15 protein-coding genes and 1 pseudogene are annotated in these 16,072 nt (G+C 67.2%); 9 read left to right on the forward strand and 7 right to left on the reverse strand.

What is annotated here, in order from left to right; translation table 11 throughout:
• Positions 1–509: 509 nt before the first annotated feature.
• Both AC5JLE_RS15610 and AC5JLE_RS15615 read right to left on the reverse strand, forming a co-directional pair.
• Positions 510–1,049 carry a WG repeat-containing protein gene (locus AC5JLE_RS15610; RefSeq protein ID WP_032960809.1) on the reverse strand — a complete coding sequence of 180 codons (540 nt, stop codon included), beginning with the start codon at positions 1,047–1,049 and terminating at the stop codon, positions 510–512.
• Positions 1,046–2,752, reverse strand: coding sequence for an alkaline phosphatase (locus tag AC5JLE_RS15615; protein ID WP_496065448.1), 1,707 nt, complete (start codon positions 2,750–2,752; stop codon positions 1,046–1,048). The genes AC5JLE_RS15610 and AC5JLE_RS15615 overlap by 4 nt, the downstream gene beginning before the upstream one ends.
• A gap of 154 nt (positions 2,753–2,906) precedes the next feature.
• Here AC5JLE_RS15615 and AC5JLE_RS15620 point away from each other — a divergent pair, with 154 nt between their 5' ends.
• On the forward strand, positions 2,907–4,241 hold the full coding sequence (locus AC5JLE_RS15620) for a dicarboxylate/amino acid:cation symporter (protein WP_014647927.1): 1,335 nt from the start codon (positions 2,907–2,909) through the stop codon (positions 4,239–4,241).
• 53 nt (positions 4,242–4,294) lie between these two features.
• Positions 4,295–4,447, forward strand: a complete 153-nt coding sequence (locus AC5JLE_RS15625; RefSeq protein WP_153643432.1) for a hypothetical protein — start codon at positions 4,295–4,297, stop codon at positions 4,445–4,447.
• 10 nt (positions 4,448–4,457) lie between these two features.
• Here the strand turns inward: AC5JLE_RS15625 and AC5JLE_RS15630 are convergent, their stop codons facing one another.
• Both AC5JLE_RS15630 and AC5JLE_RS15635 read right to left on the reverse strand, forming a co-directional pair.
• Complete coding sequence (locus tag AC5JLE_RS15630; RefSeq protein ID WP_496065449.1) at positions 4,458–5,231, reverse strand: C40 family peptidase; 774 nt, start codon at positions 5,229–5,231, stop codon at positions 4,458–4,460.
• A gap of 131 nt (positions 5,232–5,362) precedes the next feature.
• On the reverse strand, positions 5,363–5,902 hold the full coding sequence (locus tag AC5JLE_RS15635) for a C40 family peptidase (protein WP_026347086.1): 540 nt from the start codon (positions 5,900–5,902) through the stop codon (positions 5,363–5,365).
• A gap of 111 nt (positions 5,903–6,013) precedes the next feature.
• On the opposite strand from AC5JLE_RS15635, the gene AC5JLE_RS15640 reads away from it, so the two are divergent.
• The 7 genes and pseudogenes from AC5JLE_RS15640 (at position 6,014) to AC5JLE_RS15670 (ending at position 11,564) form a co-directional block, all read left to right on the forward strand.
• The gene (locus AC5JLE_RS15640) at positions 6,014–6,496 is read left to right on the forward strand and encodes an FKBP-type peptidyl-prolyl cis-trans isomerase (protein ID WP_014647924.1); all 483 of its coding nucleotides are present in this window, start codon (positions 6,014–6,016) and stop codon (positions 6,494–6,496) included.
• A gap of 99 nt (positions 6,497–6,595) precedes the next feature.
• Positions 6,596–7,840 (forward strand): DUF418 domain-containing protein, encoded by a 1,245-nt coding sequence (locus AC5JLE_RS15645; RefSeq protein WP_041863671.1) that lies wholly within the window; start codon positions 6,596–6,598, stop codon positions 7,838–7,840.
• 26 nt (positions 7,841–7,866) lie between these two features.
• A pseudogene (locus AC5JLE_RS15650) lies at positions 7,867–8,028 on the forward strand (amino acid dehydrogenase); the annotation flags it as partial.
• A complete protein-coding gene (gene gorA, locus AC5JLE_RS15655; RefSeq protein WP_032957466.1) occupies positions 8,025–9,383 on the forward strand; it encodes a glutathione-disulfide reductase in 1,359 nt (452 codons plus the stop codon). The pseudogene AC5JLE_RS15650 and the gene gorA, both read left to right, overlap by 4 nt.
• Positions 9,384–9,543: 160 nt before the next feature.
• A complete protein-coding gene (locus AC5JLE_RS15660; protein WP_014647921.1) occupies positions 9,544–10,464 on the forward strand; it encodes a DMT family transporter in 921 nt (306 codons plus the stop codon).
• Positions 10,371–10,799, forward strand: a complete 429-nt coding sequence (locus tag AC5JLE_RS15665) for an MGMT family protein (RefSeq protein ID WP_401730001.1) — start codon at positions 10,371–10,373, stop codon at positions 10,797–10,799. The genes AC5JLE_RS15660 and AC5JLE_RS15665 overlap by 94 nt, the downstream gene beginning before the upstream one ends.
• Positions 10,800–10,892: 93 nt before the next feature.
• Positions 10,893–11,564: a rhomboid family intramembrane serine protease gene (locus tag AC5JLE_RS15670; RefSeq protein ID WP_014647919.1), complete on the forward strand. Its 672-nt coding sequence runs from the start codon at positions 10,893–10,895 to the stop codon at positions 11,562–11,564.
• A gap of 50 nt (positions 11,565–11,614) precedes the next feature.
• On the opposite strand, the gene AC5JLE_RS15675 is transcribed toward AC5JLE_RS15670, so the two are convergent.
• The 3 genes from AC5JLE_RS15675 to AC5JLE_RS15685 form a co-directional block, all read right to left on the reverse strand.
• The gene (locus AC5JLE_RS15675) at positions 11,615–13,198 is read right to left on the reverse strand and encodes a phytoene desaturase family protein (protein ID WP_496065450.1); all 1,584 of its coding nucleotides are present in this window, start codon (positions 13,196–13,198) and stop codon (positions 11,615–11,617) included.
• Between the two features lie 76 nt (positions 13,199–13,274).
• Complete coding sequence (locus AC5JLE_RS15680; RefSeq protein WP_401734157.1) at positions 13,275–13,769, reverse strand: VOC family protein; 495 nt, start codon at positions 13,767–13,769, stop codon at positions 13,275–13,277.
• A gap of 123 nt (positions 13,770–13,892) precedes the next feature.
• Positions 13,893–15,899 carry a M13 family metallopeptidase gene (locus AC5JLE_RS15685; protein WP_069116157.1) on the reverse strand — a complete coding sequence of 669 codons (2,007 nt, stop codon included), beginning with the start codon at positions 15,897–15,899 and terminating at the stop codon, positions 13,893–13,895.
• Positions 15,900–16,072 lie beyond the last annotated feature (173 nt).

Here is a 16,072-nt window from a genome sequence, read left to right on the forward strand (position 1 = left end):
GCAACAGCAACAGCAACAGCAACAGCAACAGCAACAGCAACAGCAACAGCAACAGCAGAAGCTGGTTTCCTGAGGGAAGGCGGGGTGGGGCCGGTTGCGGGAGACGCCGTAAACCCCCAGGCCGGCCCAGCCGCTGGCGGCTGTGCGTTCGGGCGCTTGCGAAGCAGTGCTTCGCAAGCAAAGCGCCCTCACCCATGGGGGCTTGGCCGCGGCATCCATGCCGCGGACACTCCCGCAACCGGACCCATCCCGCCTTTGACAGTGTCCTGCGAACTGTCGGAATGGCTCTTGGGGTCAGATCCGTTTTCCTGCGGAAAACGGATCTGACCCCGTATTCAATTCGATATCTGAGAGAAAAATCGTGTCGACCAAGCTCGACACCTACCAGGAGCAACAGCAACCGCCGTGGTTGCCGGCCGCCCCGCCATCCCACGGAATGCACGCTGTTGCTGTTGCTTCGGCCGTTGCCGTTGCATCGGCAGGTGCAGGGCGCAGCCCTGCCGAAAAACCTACTTCACCCGACGGCCCGCGCGGTCGATGCGGAACCACTCCCCGCCTTCCATCGGCGTGTGGCCATCGGCATCTGGCGTGCCGCGCCGACAGCCGTTGCAGACCTCGGCCACGCCATCCTGGAACGGCCACCCGAAATCGTAGGTGCCGGGCACCACCTGGCGGAAGGTCAGGTCGAAGTAGCCGACGCGGTTGCCGACGCGGCCGCGCAGCAGGCCTTCCTGCGGTGTTTCCGGGCCGTTGTCCCAGGTCAGCACAGGCAGGCTGCGGCCCTTGCGGTCGACGTAGTGGAAGCCCTGGTCGGCATACACCACGGCCAGGCCGTGGTCGTCGTAGTTCAGGTCCTTCAGCGCATCGGCGCTGATCTTCGGCCGGTGATCGACCACCTCGCAGTTGGGCAGCGGCCACAACCCGTGTTCGTCGGTCAGCAGCTTGCAGGCCGGCGCCTGCGCCAGCGCGCTGGAACCGGCCAGTACGCCGAGCAGGACCAGCGACCGCGCGAAGCGGCCGCGGTCGAGGCGGGCCTGCCGCACGATCACTTGGCCTCGGCCTTGCGCTCGAAGGCCGTCGGTGCCGGCAGCTGCACCGGCACGCCCTTGTCATCGCAGGTGCCGGCCTGGCACAGGCGCTCGCGCAGGGCCGGGGTGGCCTGCACGATCATGTGATAGATCGCGTTCTGTTCCAGCGTGCCGCGGATCGCCTTGCTGCCCGGGCCACGCGCCCAGATGCCGACATCCTCACCACCGTGCGATTCGGACTTCATCGGCACCAGTGCTTCCTGCATGTAGTCCGGATGCTCGGTGTCGACCTCGCGCAGGTTCGGGCGGCCGTTGGCCGGTTCGAAGCTGCTCGGGTTGTGCGGGTAACGCTTCGGGCCGGCCGGCTGCTGGTTGCTGCTGCCGGTATGGCCCGGGCCGTTGGCATAGCTCAGCGTGGTGTACGGCTGGCCGGTGCCGTCCAGCGCGTAGTCCAGCTTGCCGGCACCATCTTCGCCGCCCTTGTCCTTCACCTTGCCCAGGATCGGATTGCCACGTGCCGGGTAGCCGACGAAGTTCAGCGTATGCGAGTGGTCGGCGGTGACGATGATCAGGGTGTCGTCGGCCGAGGTCAGTTCGTTGGCCACGCGCACCGCGTCGGACAGCGCCACGGTCTCGGTCAGTGCACGGTAGGCGTTGCCGCTGTGGTTGGCGTGGTCGATGCGCGCGCCTTCGATCATCAGCACGTAGCCTTCCTGGTGCCTGGCCAGATTCCTGATCGCTGCAGCCGTCAGTTCGGCCAGGCTCGGCTCACCGCCCGGATCCTGCGGGCGCTCGTATTCGTAGCGCATGTGGTCCGGTTCGAACAGGCCGAGGATGGCCGGCGCATTGGCGGCCGCCGCCAGCTGCTTGCTGTTCCACACGTAGGCACCCTGCGGGTGCGCCTGCTGCCATTCCTGCACCAGGCTGCGGCCATCCAGGCGCTGGCCGACCTTGTCGTCGTATTCCGGATCGCGCTCTTCCACGGTGGTGAATTCACCGCGACCGCCGCCGAGAGCGACCAGCGGGCCGCGCCCATAACGCGAGGTCGACAGCAGCTGCTGTGCGATGTCCTTGCAGCCTGCAGCCTTGGCCGCTTCAGTCAGGTCGGTGTCGTTTTCCCAGTTGCGCTCGGGCGAGTGCGCATAGGTGGCAGCAGGGGTGGCATGGGTCAGGCGCGCGGTGGACACCACACCGGTGGCCAGACCGGCGCTGTCGGCCAGCTGCAGCCAGGTCAGCAGGCCCTTGGACAGGCTGTCGGCGCAGTCGGTGCGGCTGCCGGCGCTGACACCGATCGCGCCCATGTGGGTCTTCACGCCGGTGGTGATGGCGGTCATGGTGCCGGCCGAATCCGGCGTCTGCGAATCGGTGTTGTAGGTCTTGCTGAACGCCGTGGCCGGGAAGCGCTCCCAGGACAGCAGGTTCTCCTCGCCCGAGCCACCCTTCTGCTGGCCTTCGTAGATGCGCGAGGCGGCCACGGTGGTCAGGCTCATGCCGTCGCCGAGGAACAGGATGACGTTCTTCGCCTTGCCGGACATCGCGCCTTTGGCGGCGGCCTGGGCGGCGCCACTGCGGTACCACCATTGCGGGGTCTCGCCGGCCGGATGGGCGACCGGGTCGACGGCGACCTTCAGGCCGGCCGGGGCAGAGGCGGGGGTGGTGCTGGCGCAGGCGCCCAGCAGCAGGGTGGTGGCGCAGGCGGCCAACAGGGAGACGGAACGGCGCATGGACGCTGGGATCTCACAAACTGTAACGGGACGTTCATTATGCCCGCCCCTGCAAGGCACGCCGATGACACACTGATTTGCCGGCCGGGCGGTCGTTCTGCGGGCCGCCTTGGGCTATCGTGCCAGCATCCCTTCCTTCCCCTCTGGATTGCCTATGAAGCTGGTCTCTGCCTGGCTGCGGATTCCATTCTGGCAGCGCGTGGTCGGTGGCTTCGTGCTCGGCGCGCTGGCCGGCTGGGCGCTTGGCCCGGCCGCGGAAACGTGGTTCGGCCCGCTCGGTGAGCTGTACGTCACCCTGATCAAGATGATCGCCGTGCCGCTGGTGTTCTTCGCGGTCATCAACGCGATCTCGTCGCTGCACGGGCAGAAGTCGGTCGCCGCGCTCAGTGGCCGCACCTTCCTGTGGTTCGTGATCACCGCGGCGCTGGCGGTATGCGTTGGGCTGGGCGTGGGGACCGTGCTGCAGCCCGGTGCCGGCGGGCTGCAGCTGACCATGGCCAGCAACTACGTGCCGCGCGAAGTGCCCAGTGTGGTGCAGGTGCTGCTGGACGTGGTGCCGGCCAATGTCTTCTACGCGCTGTCCGGCATCGGTACCAAGGTCAATGCGGCCGGTGAGACCGTACTGGCGGCCGGTCGCGGCTCGATCCTGCCGGTGATCTTCTTCGCCGGCCTGGTGGGCTTTGCCATCGTCAAGCTGGGCGAGAAGGTGACCGAGGCGCGCAAGCTGGTCGGCCAGATGAGCGACATCATGATCCAGGTGACCCGCTTCGTGCTGGAAGTCACCCCGATCGGTACCTTCGGCCTGATCGCCGGCCTGGTCGGCAGCTATGGCTTCGAGAAGCTGCTGCCGCTGGGCCATTTCGTGCTGGCCCTGTACGTGGCCTGCGCCCTGCACATCGTGGTGGTCTACAGCGCGCTGCTGCTGGCGCACGGCCTGAACCCGCTGAAGTTCTTCCGCGGCGCGGCGCCGGGCATGCAGGTGGCCTTCGTCAGCTCGTCCAGCTTCGCCGCGATGCCGGTGGCGCTGCGTTCGATCACCCACAACCTGGGCGTGAACAAGGACTACGGTTCATTCGCGGTGCCGCTGGGCGCCAGCATCAAGATGGATGGCTGCGGCGCGATCTATCCGGCGCTGTGCGCGGTGTTCATCGCGCAGTACAGCGGTGTGCCGCTGACCCCGGAGCAGTACGTGGTGGTGCTGATCGCCTCGGTGCTGGGCAGCTTCGGTACGGCCGGCGTGCCGGGTACCGCGGTGATCATGGCCACGGTGGTGCTGAGCGCAGCCAACCTGCCGCTGGAGACCATCGGCTATCTGTATGCCATCGACCGCATCCTCGACATGATGCGCACGATGACGAATGTGACCGGCCAGATGCTGGTGCCGGTGATCGTGGCCAAGGAAACCGGGCTGCTGGACCAGGCGGTGTATGACAATCCGTCCAGCAATGTGGGCGTGGACGATCCTGACCCGACACCGCCACGCAGCTGAGGTTGCGTGGAGATGAAAGGCCCGCCCTGACCGGCGGGCCTTTCGTTTGGGAGATGGCTGACGCGCTGCCGACCGTGGTAGATCCACGCCATGCGTGGATGGAGGCGGTGCCGACCAAGGTCGGCAGCTACCCACCATTACGCGGGCCCAACAAAAAAGCCGCTGCAGGGCAGCGGCTTTGCTTTGCGTATCAGGCGGCGCTGTGACGCCAGCCGGTCAGAGGTCGACGCGGCGGGCCTGCATGAACTTGTTGCCCCAGTAGCCACTGAGCAGGGTGTCCACGCGGACGTCCTTGCCCGAGCTCGGCGCATGCAGGAAACGGCCATCGCCGACGTAGATGCCGACGTGGTCGACGCGGCCCTTGCGGCCGAAGAACACCAGATCACCCGCGGCCAGCGCGGTGCGGTCGTTGATCAGTTCGGCATTGTCATCGTGGGCCATCTCGCGCGAGACGCGCGGAAGTTCGATGCCCAGGGCCGAACGGAACACATAACCGACCAGGCCGCTGCAGTCGAAACCGCTGTCCGGGTTGCTGCCACCCCAACGGTACGGGGTGCCCAGCAGGGTCATCGCGCGGCGCAGCAGCGACTGCACCTTGCCGTTGTCGGCGGCGGTGCCGACGACGCTGCCATTGGCGGCGCTGCTGGTGTCGTAGTTGGCGAGCAGGCGGCTGAGGTCGCCGGCCACCACGGCCGAGCGGTCCATCAGCGGAATGGTGTCGTTGGCGGCCAGGTGCGGCAGCAGGGCGGCCAGCGTGGCACTGGCGGCGGCATCGACGCGGCTGCGCTGCGGAGCGGCAGCCTCGGCCTTGGCGGCCGGTCGGGCGGTGCTCTCGGCCACCGGGGCCGGGGTCACATCGGAACGGTTCGGAGCAGTCTGCGACCAGGCCGGAAGGCTGGTCAGACACAGTGCCAGGCCAAGCAACAGCGGGTGGGCACTACGTGAAGATACGGAAGTCTGGCCTTCGCTTTTCAGGTCGTCAGTCGTCACGCGTCGGTCACAGGAAAAAAACGATGGGGCATCATGCCCTGTAAAAGCGCGGATAAGTTAAAAATTCCGTTAGTAATTCGTTAGTTACACAGTGATGTTCGTCACAGTTTTGAATATATCGCCTGTTCATTTTAGCGAAGGACGCGTTTCGCCCCTGTGTAGTGGTCCTTCCAGTAGGGACCGCTGAGCGAGTCCAGGCGCACGGTGCCGCCGGTGCTCGGCGCATGCACGAAGCGCCCTTCACCTACATAAATACCGACGTGGGTGACGCTGCCGCGGCTGCCGAAGAACACCAGGTCGCCGGTGGCCAGGCGCTGCGGGTCGATCTTCGGGCCCTGCACCGCCGCCAGGTCGCGGGAGGTGCGCGGCAGCCGCAGGTCCAGCATCTCGCGATAGACATAAGCGACCAGGCCGCTGCAGTCGAAGCCCGAATCCGGAGTGTTGCCGCCATAGCGGTAGGGCGTGCCGACCAGGCTGATGGCGCGCATCAGCACCGAGTTGGCAGCCTCGGGGTTGTCCGGCACGGTCTTTGGCCAGTTCGCCGTGGGCGGGGGCGGGGCCGGGCGGGTGGCCTTGCCACCGCCACAGGCGGTCATCAACAGGGGCAGGGCCAGCAGCAGGGCCGGGGCGAGAAACCGGCGCTGGCCGGACGAAACTGGCGTGATGTGCATGATCTCCGGATAATGCGCCACCTTGGATTGGCCGTCATGATGGCGGCGTCCCCGCCGGGCGACAACCCGCCCCAACCCGCCTGCCTCCGGCAGATCCAGACAGAGTTGCGCATGAAGATCGAAAAAGACCGCGTTGTCCGCTTCCACTACACCGTTTCCGAAGTCGGCCAGGAGCCGATCGAATCGTCCAAGGACCGCGGCGAGCCGCTGGCGATCCTGATCGGTCACGGCAACATCATCCCGGGCCTGGAAAACGCCATGATGGACAAGGAAGCCGGCGCGACCTTCAACGTCGACGTCAAGGCGGCCGATGCCTACGGCGAGCGTCGTGAGGGCCTGTCCCAGCGCGTGCCGAAGAAGCACTTCGGCAATACCAAGCTGGCGCCGGGCCAGCAGGTCGTGCTGCAGACCAACTTCGGCCCGCGTGCGGTGACCGTGCAGAAGGTCGGCATGAGCGTCGTCGACGTTGACCTGAACCATCCGATGGCTGGCAAGGACCTGCACTTCGACGTCGAAATCGTCGACGTGCGCGAAGCCGGCAAGGAAGAGCTGGACCACGGCCACGTCCACGGCGACGGCGGTCACCAGCACTGATCGCAGCGCGATCGTGATGGCAGCAATGGCCCGCTTCGGCGGGCCGTTGCGTTTCTGGAACACGCCGCGGCCATCCATGGTGCACGGGCCGGCGGCATAATGGCGGACCTGCCTGACGGACGCCCCGTGAACGCCGCTTCTCCTTCCCTGCAGCCGGTGGCTTCCGGCGAACGCATCGCCGTGCTGGACGTGCTGCGCGGTGCTGCGCTGCTGGGCATCCTGCTGATGAACATCGAGGCTTTCAGCGGCCCGCTGGACCTGGCCTTCACCGGCATTGACGTGCACTGGCGGGGCATCGATTACTGGGCCGACGCCTTCGTCTATGTGTTCGTGCAGGGCAAGTTCTTCACCCTGTTCTCGCTGCTGTTCGGTGCCGGCTTTGCGGTGATGGCACAACGCGCCGAGGTGGCCGGGCGCGACTTCACCCCGTTCTACCTGCGCCGCAGCGCCGGCCTGCTGCTGATCGGCCTGTGCCATGCACTGCTGGTCTGGTCCGGCGACATCCTGGTGATGTATGCGCTGGTCTCGTTGCCCTTGCTGGCCTGCCGCGAGGCGCCGCGCAGCTGGCTGCCGTGGATGGGCGTGATCGTCTACCTCGGCGGTGTAGCGATGATGCTGCTGGTGGGTGCGATGGTGTCGATGGCGTCGGCCGAAGAGGTGCAGGGCATGCTTGCCGAGGCGCAGCAGAGCATCGACCTGCAGCGGCAGGTGTACGGGCAGGGCAGCTGGGCGCAGGCCACTGTGCAGCGCCTGAGCGAGTTCGGCACCTCGATGGGCGCGTTGCTGATCAGCGGCCCGGAAGTGCTGGGCATGTTCCTGCTCGGCAGCTGGTTCGCCGGCAGTGGCGCGCTGGCGACGCCGGAGCGCTTCCCGCGGCTGTACGCGTCGCTGCGCTGGATCGCACTGCCGCTGGGGCTGCTGGTCACGCTGCTGGGGGTTGCCTGGAAACCCTACCTTGCACCCGGCGCCTACAACCTGCCGGTGACCGCGGCGATGGCCCTGGTCACGGTTGGCGGGCTGCCGATGTGCCTGGGCTACCTGGCGTGGATCGTGCACTGGCGCACGCGGCTGGCGTGGCTGGCGCCGGTGGGGCGCATGGCGTTGACCCACTATCTTGGCCAGTCGCTGCTGTGTACCTGGACCTTCTACCACTACGGCCTGGGCAGGTTCGAGATGATGCCGCGCAGCGTGCAGCTGCTGTTCGCGCTGCTGTTGTTTGCCGTGCAGGTGGCTGTTTCGCACGCGTGGCTGGCGCGCTTCCGCTTTGGTCCGATGGAATGGCTGTGGCGTGCAATGACCTACCGGCAGTGGCCACCGATGCGGCGCAGGACGAAGCAGGGGTGAGCGATGAGCGCGCACGCGCTGTGCCGATCGGCCGCGCGCCCGCGCATCCTCACGTCTGGCCTGCAGCGGGGCATGGCATGCTCGGCGTCAGCATGAGCGCCGGCATCGGCCAGCGGATCGCCGATCTCGTCTGCGGCCACACGCCAGCGATCGATCCTGCCCCTTACCGACCCGAGCGATTCCGATGAGCACTGCATCCTATGATTACGATCTGATCGTCCTTGGCGGCGGCTCCGCCGGCCTGGCCGGCGCGATCCGCGCCGCGCAGCACGGCAAGCGCGTGGCAATGCTGGAACCCGGCGAACTGGGCGGAACCTGTGTCAATGTCGGCTGCGTGCCGAAGAAGGCGATGTGGCTGGCGGCCGACCTGCACGAGCGCATCGGCCTGGCCAATGCGATGGGCTTCGATGTCGAGGCACGCCCGGCGCTGTCGTGGAAGGAACTGGTGATCCATCGCCAGGCCTACATCAGCAACATCCACACCAGCTACCACAAGCGCCTGGACGAAACCGGCGTGGTGCGCATTCCGGCACGTGGCCATCTGCTTGATGCGCACACCGTGGCCTGCAGTGATGGCGTGCGCTACAGCGCCGAACACATCCTGATCGCCACTGGCGCGCATCCACTGCGTCCGGATATTCCCGGCGCGGAGCTGGGCCTGGTCTCCGATGATTTCTTCGACCTGCGTGCGGCGCCGGCTGAGGTGGCGATCATCGGTGGTGGTTACATCGCGGTGGAGCTGGCTGGCCTGCTGCAGGCGCTCGGCAGCCGCGTGAGCCTGCTGGTGCGCGGCAAGCGCCTGCTGGAGCGTTTCGATTACGAGCTGACCGATCAGCTGGCCGAGAACCTGAAACAGCAGGGCGTGCGGATCCATTTCGACTATCGCCTGCGCGAACTGCAGCGCGATGGCGAGCGCGTGCGGGCGTTCGGCCATGACGGCCCGATCGACAGTGTGTTCGATGCGGTGTTCTTCGCTGCCGGCCGCCGGGGCAACAGCCGTGGCCTGGGTCTGGAAGCGCTCGGCATCGACATCGGCGAGCACGAGCAGGTGCAGGTGGACGAGTGGCAGACCACCCGCGTGCCGAGCGTGCACGCGGTCGGTGACATCGCCGGCAAGGTCGGCCTGACCCCGGTGGCGGTGGCCGCTTCGCGGCGGCTGATGGACCGCCTGTTCGGGGGGCGCCCGCAGTCCAAAATGGATTACGAGAACGTGGCCAGCGTGGTGTTCTCGCATCCGCCGCTGGGCGCGGTGGGCATGAGCGAGGAAGAAGCGCGCCGGCGTTTCGACCAGGTGAGCGTCTACCACAGCCGCTTCCGCCCGATGCTGCAGGCGCTGGCCAATGGTACCCAGCGCAGCCTGTTCAAGATGGTCTGTGCCGGTCCGGAAGAACGCGTGGTAGGCATCCACCTGCTGGGCGAAGCGGCCGACGAGATCCTGCAGGGCTTTGCGGTGGCGGTGAAGATGGGCGCGACCAAGGCCCAGTTCGACGACACCGTGGCGATCCACCCGACCTCGGCCGAAGAAGTGGTGCTGATGCGCTGAGCCGGGATGTTGTGGGGCCGAGCCCTGCTCGGCAGCCTTTCGCACCGGCCTGGCGACGCCGAGCGCAGGCTCGGCTCTACAGGGCAGCGGGCGCCCCCATGCGACAATGAGCGTCCCCCACGCCTTACCGGGCCGCTCTGCGCGGCCCGCCGTCGTCCTGATGTCCACTCCCGCTTCCCGCATCGCCACTGCTTCCCCACGCATTGCGCTGGGCGGCATCGGCCTGGCCGCGATCGGCGCCATCGCCGCGTCGGGCAAGGCGATCATCGTCAAGCTCGGCCTGCGCCACGGCGTCGATGCCACCACGCTGCTCGCCCTGCGCATGCTGATGGCGCTGCCCCTGTTCGCGTTGATGGCAGCGTGGGCCGCGCGCCGGGCCGAGCCGTTGTCCTGGGCCGACCGTGCCCGCGTGCTGTGGCTGGGCTTCACCGGCTACTACCTGTCCAGCCTGCTCGACTTCCAGGGACTGCAGTACATCAGCGTGACCCTGGAGCGGCTGATCCTGTACTTGAACCCGACCCTGGTACTGCTGATCAACGTGCTGCTGGCGCGCCAGCGGCCGGGCCGCTGGCAGATCGGTGCGCTGGTGCTGAGCTACCTCGGCGTGCTGCTGGCCTTCGGCCACGATCTGCAGCGCGAGGGTGGGCAGATCATCGTCGGCAGCCTGCTGGTGCTGGGCAGTGCCCTCAGCTATGCGCTGTACCTGTTCGGCAGTGGGCAGGTGGTCGCGCGCATCGGTGCGGTGCGGCTGACCGCTTATGCCAGCTGCGTGGCCAGCGTGCTGGTGCTGCTGCATTTCGCGGTGACCCATCCGCTGCCGCTGCTGTGGCAGGCACCGGCGCCGGTGCAGTGGCTGTCGTTGGTCAATGCCACCGTGTGCACGGTGCTGCCGGTGCTGGCGATCATGCTGGCGGTGCAGCGCGTGGGTTCGTCGCTGGCCGCGCAGGTCGGTATGCTGGGCCCTGTTTCCACCATCGTGATGAGCCTATGGCTGCTCGACGAACCGATGGGGCCGGCGCAGATCGCCGGCACCGTGCTGGTGCTGATCGGCGTTCTGCTGGTGACCCGCCTGCGGCGCTGACGCCGGAGCAGGCGCGTGCGCGCATCCTGGCGGTGATCCGCGCAATCCCGGCGGGGCAGGTGATGGGCTACGGCCAGGTGGCGATGCGCGCGGGCCTGCCCGGGCGTGCACGCCTGACCGCACGCATCCTGGGCCAGAACGACGACCCGGACCTGCCCTGGCACCGCGTGCTGCGCTCGGACGGGCGCATTGCCATGGAAGAAGGGTCGGCCGGCTGGCGCGAGCAGTCACAACGGTTGCGCGCCGAGGGTGTGCGGGTGGAGAACGGCCGGGTGCGGATGCCGGCGACCGATCCGGCGGCGGCGCTGGACGCAGCGGTGTGGGGCCCGGGCTGAGCACCGCTGGCGACTGAACAGGCCGGACCTGCGGGTCGCCAACAAGACACGATGCTGCGGCTATGATGGAGGCCGTTCCATGCCGGTGCTCCCATGTTCCCGCGACTGCCAACCGTCACCAAGGCCCTGCTGATCGCCAACGCGATCCTGTTCCTGCTGCAGCAGCCGTTCCTGCTCGGCATGCAGACCTTCGAGCCGTTCATGCTGCAACCGTTGCAGCAGGGCTTCGACGCGTTCTCGCCGGGGGGCAACTTCCAGCCTTGGCAGCTGCTGACTTACGGTTTCCTGCATGGCAGCTTCGGCCATCTGTTCTTCAACATGCTGGCGGTCTTCATGTTCGGCGCGCCGCTGGAGCAGACCTGGGGCGAGAAGCGCTTCCTGCTGTACTACCTGGTGTGCGTGGCCGGTGCCGGTGTCTGCCAGCTGCTGGTGGGTACGCTGCTGGAAAACCCTGCCACGGTGCTGGGCGCCTCCGGCGGCGTGTTCGGCCTGCTGCTGGCCTACGGCATGCTGTTCCCGAACCAGCGGGTGATGCTGCTGTTCCCGCCGATCCCGATGAAGGCGCGCACTTTCGTGATCCTGTTCGGTGTGGGCGAGCTGGTGCTGGGCATGACCGGCTGGCAGCCGGGCGTGGCCCACTTCGCGCACCTCGGCGGCATGCTGTTCGGCTGGTTGCTGATCCGCTACTGGCGCGGGCAGCCGCCGTTCAAGCGCCGCCCGCCCGGCCCACCGAAGCGCCCGAACCATCTGCGCAGCGTCAAATGATCCGAAGGATCATTTGACGCTGCAGGTGCCGACCGTTGGTGGGCACGCCTCTACAGATCCTGCAACACCACCTGCGCCGCGTTGTGCCCCGGTGCACCGGTGACGCCACCGCCGGGGTGTGTGCCCGAACCGCACAGGTACAGCCCGGGCAGGGCGCCACGATAGCCGGCCTGGCCGACCATCGGCCGTGCCGAGAACAGCTGGTTGGCGCTCAGTGCGCCGTGGAAGATGTCGCCGCCGACCAGGCCGAAGGTGCGTTCCAGATCCAGCGGCGACAGCACCTGCCGACCGAGCACGCTGGCGGTGAAGCCGGGCGCATGCCGTTCGACGGTGGCGATCATCAGGTCGGCCACGGTCTCCCGGTGATCGTCCCAATGGCGGCCTTCAGGCAACACCGGCGCCACATGCTGGCAGAACAGGCTGGCCACGTGCTGCCCGGGCGGCGCCAGCGAATCGTCCAGCGTGCTCGGAATCAGCATTTCCACGATCGGTTCGCGCGCCCAACCGTCGCGGCGCGCATCCAGCCAGGCGCGGTCCATGTAATCCAGGCTGGGTGCCACGATGATGCCGGCGCTGAGGTGATCGCCGGGCCCGGGCAGGGCGCGGAACTCCGGCAGCCGCGACAGCGCCACGTTCATCCGGAACGTGCCGGAACCGCAGCGCCAGTTCGCCATGCGTTCGCGTGTCGCGTTGGGTACCTGTGCCGGTTCCAGCAATTGTTCGTACAGCAGTTTCGGATTGACGTTGGCGACCACCGTGCGTGCGCGCAGGATCTCGCCGTTGGCCAGTTCGACGCCCACCGCGCGGCCCTGTTCGATTCGCACGCGCTGCACGCCGGCCTCCACGCGCAGTTCCGCCCCGGCCTCGCGTGCCGAGGCTGCAATCGCCTGGCTGATCGCGCCCATGCCGCCGATCGCATGGCCCCACGCACCCTTCACGCCATTGCACTGGCCGAATACGTGGTGCAGCAGTACGTAGGCACTGCCCGGTGTATAGGGGCTTGCGTAGTTGCCGACGATGCCATCGAAGCCGAACAGCGCCTTGATCGGTTCGCTTTCGAACCAGCGATCCAGATACTCGGCTGCCGACAGCGTGAACAGGTCCAGCAGCTCCTGCCGCAGCGAGGCATCCAGCGTGGCCAGTTCACGACCAAGACGACCCATCTGCCACAGCGCAGGCAACGCGCGCCAACCACCCGCAACGCCGGCATCCGGTGGCGCGCGCAGGGCCCACGCGCGCAGCACATCGGCGAAGATCTCCAGGCGCGCTTCGTATTCGGGAAGCCGCTGCGCATCCCGCTCGGAGAACTTCGCGACCTCTGCCTGGGTGCGGCCCGGTGCCGACAGCAGGTAACGACCATCCTCCATCGGCAGGAAGTTGTTGACCGGGCGATTGATGATGCGCAGCCCATGCGCATGCAGTTGCAGGTCGTCGATCACCTTCGGCTGCAGCAGGGACACCGTGTACGACGCCACCGAGTTGCGGAAGCCGGGATGGAATTCCTCGGTGACTGCGGCACCGCCGAGAACGCCACGACGTTCCAGCACCAGCACCTTCTTTCCAGCGCGCGCCAGATAGGCCGCGCAGACCAGGCCGTTGTGGCCGCCACCAACGACGATCGCATCCCAGGACATCAACACCTCGCAAAAAGGGGACGGAGGGGATTAAGTCGCAATCTGCATCTGCACACGGGGCATGGGGAGAAACGACTTAATCCCCTCCGTCCCCTTTTTTGATTGCCGCTTCGATGGTGGCGATGTCGATCTTCTTCATCGGCATCATCGCGTTGAAGGCGCGCTTGGCCAATGCCTTGTCCTTGCTGGTCACGGCTTCGATCAACATGCGCGGGCTGATCTGCCAGGAGATGCCCCAGCGATCCTTGCACCAGCCGCATTGGCTCTCCAGTCCACCGTTGCCGACGATCGCATCCCACAGGCGGTCGGTCTCGGCCTGGTCCTCGGTCTGGATCTGGAAGGAAAACGCTTCGCTGTGCTTGAACGCGGTGCCGCCGTTGAGGCCGACGCAGGGAATGCCGCAGACCGTGAACTCGACCGTCAGCACGTTGCCTTCCTTGCCATCCGGAAAGTCGCCGGGGGCGTGATGCACGGCGATCACCGCGCTGTCGGGCAGGATGCTGGCGTAGAAGGTGGCGGCCTCGAGCGCGCCGTTGTCGTACCAGAGGCAGATCGTGTTCTTGTGTGCCATGTCGGGGCTCCGCGATGGACGAAGCCGCAGCGATAGCACGCGCGGTGTTAACCCGGGATCGTGCTGCACCCGCAAAAAAGGGCGCCCGAAGGCGCCCCCTGTACTACGGGTAGTGCGCGTGGCTCAGCGCCAGACCTTGATCTGGTCGGCTTCGCTGCGCTGCATCGGCTGGCCGGCCTTGCAGCTGAAGGTGGCACCGAATGCCGGCAGGTTGGCCAGCGTGCCGTTGCTGCGCCACAGGCCCGGCGCGCGGATGTCGGCGGTCAGGCGGCGCACGGCCTCGTTCGGCGACAGCTGCTGTGCCCACAACGCCGACCAGGCGCGGAAGAAGCCCTGCTGCTGTGCCGGCTTGGCCTTCGGCTCCTGCGCGGTATAGGCCGCCCAGGCCAGTTCCAGACCGGCGATGTCGGCCAGGTTCTCTTCCTGGGTGAGCGTGCCGTTGACCTTGGCACCCTTCACGCCCGGGAAATCGTAGGCGCTGTACTGCGCGGCCACGCGGTTGCCAAGCAGGGTCCAGGCGGTCTTGTCGGCCGGGGTCCACCAGCTGCGCAGTTCGCCCTTGGCGTCGACCAGTGCACCCTTGGCGTCGATCGCACGGGTCAGCTCATGGCCGACCAGGCCACCGAAGCTGCCGAACTTGTCGGCGGCGTCGGCCTTGGCATTGAACACCGGGCCCTGCAGGATCGCCGCGGTAACGATCAGGCGGTTCTGTGCCAGGTCGTAGGCCAGCGACGGCTGCTGCGGCAGCACGTCCCAGCGGCGGTCGGCGTTGCCCTTGCCGATGCGCTTCATTTCCTCGCGGTGGCGCCAGGTCGACGCGATCAGCATGTTGCCGCCGAACGAACCGCGGCCCATCGGCTGCACGCTGTAGTCGAGGTCGCGCAACGGGGTGCCGATCTCGATCTTCAGCGCAGCCAGCTTGGCCTGCGCTTCGGTCTTGGCTTCGGCGCTCATCCAGCTGTTGTTCTTGACCGCCTCGATCTGCACTTCGCGCAGCTTGTCGACGATCCACGCCGCCTGGCGACGGTCTTCGGCCGACAGGTAACGGGCCGCATATTCGCGGCCGACCATCGGGCCGGCGGCCACGTTGATCGCCTCCAGCACGTCTTCCCAGCGCTGCGGCGGCAGCGTTTCGCCACGCAGCACGCGGCCACGGAATTCAAACTCCGCGTCGCGGTAGGCCTTGGACAGGTACGGTGCCATCGAGTCGCCCACGCGCCAGCGCAGGTAGGCCTTCCACTGGTCCGGCTTGAGCTTGGTGACCATGCCATCGAGCTGCTTGAACAGGCCCGGGTCGGCCAGCGAGACCAGGTCGTCGTCCACGCCCTGTGCCTTCAGGAACGCGTCCAGCTGCAGGTTGCGGTAACGGCTGTTGAGCTCCTTGGTGGAGATCGGCGCGTAGTTGTTGAACGGGTTGTTGATGCCGGCCAGCGACTGCGCATTGCGCGCCAGCTCGGTCTCCAGCGCGATCACCGACTGCGATTCGGCATCGAGCCTGGCCGCCGGGGTGCCGGTCAGCGCCAGGATCTGCTTGACGTAGTTGCGGTAGCGCCCCATCAGCGCCACGGTATCGGCGTCGGTGCGGGTATAGAACGCCGGGTCCGGCAGGCCCATGCCGCCCTGCATGAAGTAACCGATGTGGCGGTCCAGTGCCTTCAGGTCGACGTCCGGGCCGAAGTTGAAGGCCACCGGGATGCCCACCTGGTGCAGCGCGGCGATCGAGGCCGGCACATCCTTGGCCTTCTTGATGGCGTTGATGCGGGTCAGCAGCGGCGCGATCGGGTTGGAGCCGTCCGCTTCCACGGCGGCTTCGTCCAGGCCGCTGGCCCAGAAGTCGCCCAGCAGCTTCTGCACGTTGCCCTGCGGCGACTTCATCGCGGCGTCGAGCAGTTCACGCTGCTGCTGGCGGCTGCGCTCGACCAGCTGGCCGAGCGCGGTGGTGGCACCGGTCTGCGGCACCGGGTTGGCCTTCAGCCAGCCTGCGTTGGTGGCGTCGTAGAAGTCGCTGCACTGGGCGCTGACGGCCGGGGCGCGCGCGGCCTTCTTCTTGGCGGCGAACGCATCGTGGGTCGGGACCAGGGTCGCCAGGCTGATGCCCAGGGCGATGGCAAGCGGACGGAAATTGGGCATGTGGAACGAATCCGTGATGGATTGAGGGCGCGCGCACTATAGCAAGCCGTGCATGGGCGCGGCATGCACGCGTCACGGTGGCGCCGCCGGGCCGTGCGCCGACCAGGGTCGGCATCTACCAACGGCCTGAGCCATGCGTGGATGACGGGCGCTGTGAAAAACAAAGGCCCGGG

This window comes from Stenotrophomonas sp. (genome assembly GCF_059505245.1).

Excerpts from the sequence above, each read along its gene's own strand:
- AC5JLE_RS15615 (WP_496065448.1), bottom strand. The coding sequence starts at position 2,752 with ATGCGCCGTTCCGTCTCCCTGTTGGCCGCCTGCGCCACCACCCTGCTG.
- AC5JLE_RS15620 (WP_014647927.1), top strand. The coding sequence starts at position 2,907 with ATGAAGCTGGTCTCTGCCTGGCTGCGGATTCCATTCTGGCAGCGCGTG.
- AC5JLE_RS15625 (WP_153643432.1), top strand. The coding sequence starts at position 4,295 with ATGGCTGACGCGCTGCCGACCGTGGTAGATCCACGCCATGCGTGGATG.
- AC5JLE_RS15635 (WP_026347086.1), bottom strand. The coding sequence starts at position 5,902 with ATGCACATCACGCCAGTTTCGTCCGGCCAGCGCCGGTTTCTCGCCCCG.
- AC5JLE_RS15640 (WP_014647924.1), top strand. The coding sequence starts at position 6,014 with ATGAAGATCGAAAAAGACCGCGTTGTCCGCTTCCACTACACCGTTTCC.
- AC5JLE_RS15645 (WP_041863671.1), top strand. The coding sequence starts at position 6,596 with ATGGCGGACCTGCCTGACGGACGCCCCGTGAACGCCGCTTCTCCTTCC.
- gorA (WP_032957466.1), top strand. The coding sequence starts at position 8,025 with ATGAGCACTGCATCCTATGATTACGATCTGATCGTCCTTGGCGGCGGC.
- AC5JLE_RS15660 (WP_014647921.1), top strand. The coding sequence starts at position 9,544 with ATGTCCACTCCCGCTTCCCGCATCGCCACTGCTTCCCCACGCATTGCG.
- AC5JLE_RS15665 (WP_401730001.1), top strand. The coding sequence starts at position 10,371 with ATGGCTGCTCGACGAACCGATGGGGCCGGCGCAGATCGCCGGCACCGT.
- AC5JLE_RS15670 (WP_014647919.1), top strand. The coding sequence starts at position 10,893 with ATGTTCCCGCGACTGCCAACCGTCACCAAGGCCCTGCTGATCGCCAAC.
- AC5JLE_RS15675 (WP_496065450.1), bottom strand. The coding sequence starts at position 13,198 with ATGTCCTGGGATGCGATCGTCGTTGGTGGCGGCCACAACGGCCTGGTC.
- AC5JLE_RS15680 (WP_401734157.1), bottom strand. The coding sequence starts at position 13,769 with ATGGCACACAAGAACACGATCTGCCTCTGGTACGACAACGGCGCGCTC.
- AC5JLE_RS15685 (WP_069116157.1), bottom strand. The coding sequence starts at position 15,899 with ATGCCCAATTTCCGTCCGCTTGCCATCGCCCTGGGCATCAGCCTGGCG.